Origin of the sequence: Kitasatospora sp. NPDC091257 (assembly GCF_044757675.1) — a bacterium.
In the GTDB taxonomy this organism is placed as follows: Bacteria; Actinomycetota; Actinomycetes; order Streptomycetales; family Streptomycetaceae; genus Kitasatospora; species Kitasatospora lactacystinica.
In genome coordinates this window covers 1-4,237 of the sequence record NZ_JBIVVI010000812.1, presented here as the reverse complement: position 1 = coordinate 4,237, position 4,237 = coordinate 1, and the positions used below count along the sequence as shown (strand labels likewise).

3 protein-coding genes and 1 rRNA gene are annotated in these 4,237 nt (G+C 69.4%); all 4 read right to left on the bottom strand.

The window, feature by feature from the left end; genetic code table 11:
- A 16S ribosomal RNA gene (locus ACIQOV_RS30050) occupies positions 1 to 93 on the bottom strand; the annotation flags it as partial.
- Between the two features lie 439 nt (positions 94 to 532).
- Positions 533 to 1,609 (bottom strand): low specificity L-threonine aldolase, encoded by a 1,077-nt coding sequence (locus tag ACIQOV_RS30045; protein ID WP_359914671.1) that lies wholly within the window; start codon positions 1,607 to 1,609, stop codon positions 533 to 535.
- Positions 1,606 to 2,364 (bottom strand): SDR family NAD(P)-dependent oxidoreductase, encoded by a 759-nt coding sequence (locus tag ACIQOV_RS30040; RefSeq protein WP_359914666.1) that lies wholly within the window; start codon positions 2,362 to 2,364, stop codon positions 1,606 to 1,608. The genes ACIQOV_RS30045 and ACIQOV_RS30040 overlap by 4 nt, the downstream gene beginning before the upstream one ends.
- On the bottom strand, positions 2,361 to 3,761 hold the full coding sequence (locus ACIQOV_RS30035) for a DUF6421 family protein (protein WP_401053735.1): 1,401 nt from the start codon (positions 3,759 to 3,761) through the stop codon (positions 2,361 to 2,363). Before ACIQOV_RS30035 ends, ACIQOV_RS30040 begins: the two co-directional genes overlap by 4 nt.
- Positions 3,762 to 4,237 lie beyond the last annotated feature (476 nt).

The following is a 4,237-nucleotide window of genomic DNA, read 5'->3' as shown; positions in this document are numbered from 1 at the left end:
ACTGATCCACCCCGAAGGGCTTCACCGTTCGACTTGCATGTGTTAAGCACGCCGCCAGCGTTCGTCCTGAGCCAGGATCAAACTCTCCGTGAATGCTTACCCGGCAGTGCTTGATTAAAAGCGCCGGTCCACACCCGCGTTGAGCGGCACGGCAACCACCGGAATAGGGCGGCCCCGCGCACTGCGTCCTCGCTAGTGTTTGTTTCAAAAGGAATCTCCAACCCCAGGAAACCTGAGGCCGGGGATGTCAACATATCTGGCGTTGACTTTTGGCACGCTGTTGAGTTCTCAAGGAACGGACGCTTCCTTCGGACCGCCTTCCAGCGGACCCTCCGGGCTTCGTTCTTTCGTGTTTCCAGCTTATCAGATGTTTTCCGCTCCGTTTTCCGGAGTTTCATTCATCGGATTTGCTTTCCGCTTTGCCGCCCCGGTCTCCCGCGGCGACTCCGGAACTGTACGGGGACCGGCCCGCCACATGCAAATCGCCCCGCCCCGCTGACGCGGGACGGGACGATCCGTGGTTCGGGCACCGTCAGGCGCGGCCCATCTCCTCGGCGATGGCCGCCGCGAAGGCGTCGATGTCGGCCTCCGTGGTGTCGAAGGCGCACATCCAGCGGACCTCGCCGGTGTGCTCGTTCCAGAAGTAGAAGCGGTAGCGCTTCTGGAGCCGCTCGCTCACCTCGCGCGGGAGGATCGCGAACACCGCGTTCGCCTGGACCGGGCGGACCACCTCGACGCCGTCGATCTTCCGGACCGCTGCCTCCAGGCGGCTGGCCATCGCGTTGGCGTGGCCGGCGTTGCGGAGGTAGAGGTCGCCGGAGAGCAGCGCCTCGAACTGGACCGAGACGAAGCGCATCTTCGACGCGAGCTGCATCGAGGTCTTGCGCAGGTACTTGATGTTGCGCACCCGCTCCGGGTTGAGCACCACCACGACCTCACCGAAGAGCAGGCCGTTCTTCGTCCCGCCGAAGGAGAGCACGTCGACGCCGACGTCGGTGGTGAAGTCCCGCAGCGGCAGGCCGAGCGAGGCGGCGGCGTTGGCCAGTCGGGAGCCGTCCACGTGGACGAGCATGCCCAGCTGGTGGGCGTGCTCGGTGATCGCGCGGATCTCGTCGGGGGTGTAGAGGGTGCCGAGCTCGGTGCTCTGGGTGATGGAGACCGCGAGCGGCTGCGCGCGGTGCTCGTCGCCGAAGCCCCAGGCCTGCTGGTCGAGCAGCTCGGGGGTGAGCTTGCCGTCCGGGGTGGGGACGGTGAGCAGCTTGATGCCGCCCATCTTCTCCGGGGCGCCGCCCTCGTCGACGTGGATGTGGGCCGACTCTGCGCAGACCACCGCGCCCCAGCGCGGGAGCAGCGACTGGAGGGCGACCACGTTGGCGCCGGTGCCGTTGAAAACGGGGTAGGCCTCGGCCTTCTCGCCGAAGTGGCGGCGGAAGACGTCCTGGAGGTGGGCCGTGTAGTCGTCCTCGCCGTAGGCGATCTGGTGACCGCCGTTGGCGAGGGCTATCGCGGCGAGGACCTCCGGGTGGACGCCGGCGTAGTTGTCGCTGGCGAAGCCGCGGACGGCGGGGTCGTGCCGCCGTACCGCGTCCGTACGGGTGAGGTCGGTCATCGGGCTGTCAGCCACAGGTGCTGTCCGTTCAGTTCTGCTGCGGGGCGGTCCCAGAGGCCCGCCAGGTGTCCGGCGAGGTCGGTGGTGTCCGTGAAGCCGGCGAACTTCGCCTCCGGCTTCTCGGCCCGCATTTCAGGGCTGACCAGCGCCTTGATGACCAGGATCGCAGCCGCGGCGGTGGGCTCGCCGTCGGGGTCGGTGGTCTCCTTCTTGAAGGAGTCCGCCATGGCGAGGGTCCACGCCTCGGTGGCGGCCTTGGCGGCCGCGTAGGCGGCGCCGCCGGCGGTGGGCTTGTGCGCGGCCGCGGCGGAGATCATCGCGTAGCGGCCGGCGGTGCTGCGGACCAGCGCGGGCTGGAAGGCCAGCGAGGTGTGCTGGAGGGTCCGCACGACGGTGTCGTGCAGGAAGTCCCAGTCGTCCAGCCGGGTGTCGAAGAAGGTCTTGCTGCCGCGCCAGCCGCCGACCAGGTGGAACAGGCCGTCGACATGGCCGTGCTCCGACTCCAGGTGGTCGGCCCAGTCGTGGACCTCCTGCGGGTCGAGCAGGTCGATCACCTGGCCGCTGACCTTGGCGCCGCGGACGGCCACCCGGGTGGCGTCCAGGGCGGACTCCAGGCGCTGGGCGTCGATGTCGGCGCCGATCACGGTGGCACCGTCGGCGGTGAGGCGGCGCAGCACGGCGCGGCCGGCCGGGCCGCTGGCTCCGGCGACGGCGATGACCTTGCCGGCCAGCGGGGCGTTGGTGGAGGTGGTCACGCGGCGACTCCCTGGATCCCGGCGCCGGTGATGCCGGCGGTGGCGGCGATGACGCCGCTCAGCTTCTTGTTGAGGGCCTCGTAGAACATGCTCAGCGGGAACTCGTCCGGGAGCACGGCGTCGCACAGGGCCTTGTTGAGGGCCTTGCCGTCGGTGATGTCGAGCGGCAGCGCCTCGGAGCCCTTCGCCCAGGTGGAGGCCGGGTGCGGGGTGAGGTAGCGGGAGACCAGCTCGTAGGCGGCGATCCAGTGGGCCGGCTTCGGCCGGTCGATGCCGTCGCGGTAGAGGGTCTCGATCTCGGCGCAGAGCGCGTTGGTGACCTGCGGGGCGCGCTCCCAGTCGATGCTGAGGCGGTTGTCGCGCCAGCGCAGCGCGTCGTGCTTGTGCAGGTAGGCGAAGAGCAGCTGGCCGCCCATGCCGTCGTAGTTGCGCACCCGGTCGCCGGAGACGGGGAAGCGGAACAGGCGGTCGAAGAGGATCGCGTACTGGACGTCGCGGGCGTGCGGGTTGCCCTCGGTCTCCAGCTTCACCGCCTCCTTGAAGGTGGTGAGATCGCAGCGGAGCTCCTCCAGGCCGTACATCCAGAACGGGCTGCGCTGCTTGATCATGAAGGGGTCGAACGGCAGGTCGCCATGGCTGTGGGTGCGGTCGTGGACCAGGTCCCACAGGACGAAGGTCTCCTGCGCGCGCTGCTGGTCCTGGAGCAGGCCCTCGGCGTCGGCCGGGATCTCCAGGCCGAGCTGCTGGACGGCGCTGGTGGAGACGGCGCGGAAGCGGGCGGCCTCGCGGTCGCAGAAGATGCCGCCCCAGGTGAAACGCTCCGGCGCCTTGCGCACGGAGACCGTCTCGGGGAAGAGCACGGCGGAGTTGGTGTCGTAGCCGGCGGTGAAGTCCGTGAAGGTGATCGGCACGAACATCGGGTTGTCGAAGCGGGTGCGCTCCAGCTCGGCCAGCCAGTCGGGCCACACGACGCTCAGCAGGACGGCTTCCAGGTTGCGGTCCGGGTTGCCGTTCTGGGTGTACATCGGGAAGACGACCAGGTGCTCCAGCCCGTCCTCGCGCTGGTCGGCGGGCTGGAAGGCGAGCAGCGAGTCCAGGAAGTCGGGCTCGCGGTAGCCGGTGTCGGCCCACTTGGCGAGGTCCGCGTCAAGGGCGGCCAGGTAGGCGGCGTCGTGCGGGAAGTGCGGAGCGAGCTCCTGGACGGCGGCGCGGACGGTGGCGACCAGCGGGTCGACCGTGTGCCGCTGGACGGCGGCCAGGTCGATCGAGCCGTCCTTCGACTGGAGCGGGCGCAGCGTCTCGACGGCCTCCTTCAGGCGCAGCCAGGCCGGGTGGCCGGCGAGGGTCGAGACCGGGGCGTCGGCCGCCACAGCGAGCCTTGGCGAAAGATTCTGCATCGTGGACTCACTTCGACAGGAGTTATTTCAACGGAGACACCATAAGTACGAAAGGTTCTCCTGTTCAAGAGGGCCAGGACCGGCAAAGCTCCGGTGCACAGCCCCTCCGGCGCCCAAACCTTCGACGGGAGGCGGGTTGTCCGGCATGTGGACAGTGATCTGGATGTTCTGGACAGATGCGCTGTTCTGATGCGAACCTCCCCGCATGCTCCCGGCGGTGATCACGGTGGCCGAACGCCACGACAACCCCTTCCGGGCGCCCTCCCGTCGGCACGTCTGCCGTCGCTGTCGCGCGCGCGGCCTGAGCTGCCGCTGTCGCCGCTGCTGTTGACCGGCCTGCCGCCGCCCCGGCTGCTGCCGATCCGGCTCGGGGGGGGTGCCGCGGACGCGGGCCCGTACGCCGACCATGCCGCGTGTGTTCCGGCGCCGCCACCGGGGGGAAGTGACCCGCCGGGATGCGGGCCGCCCGTCGCGCC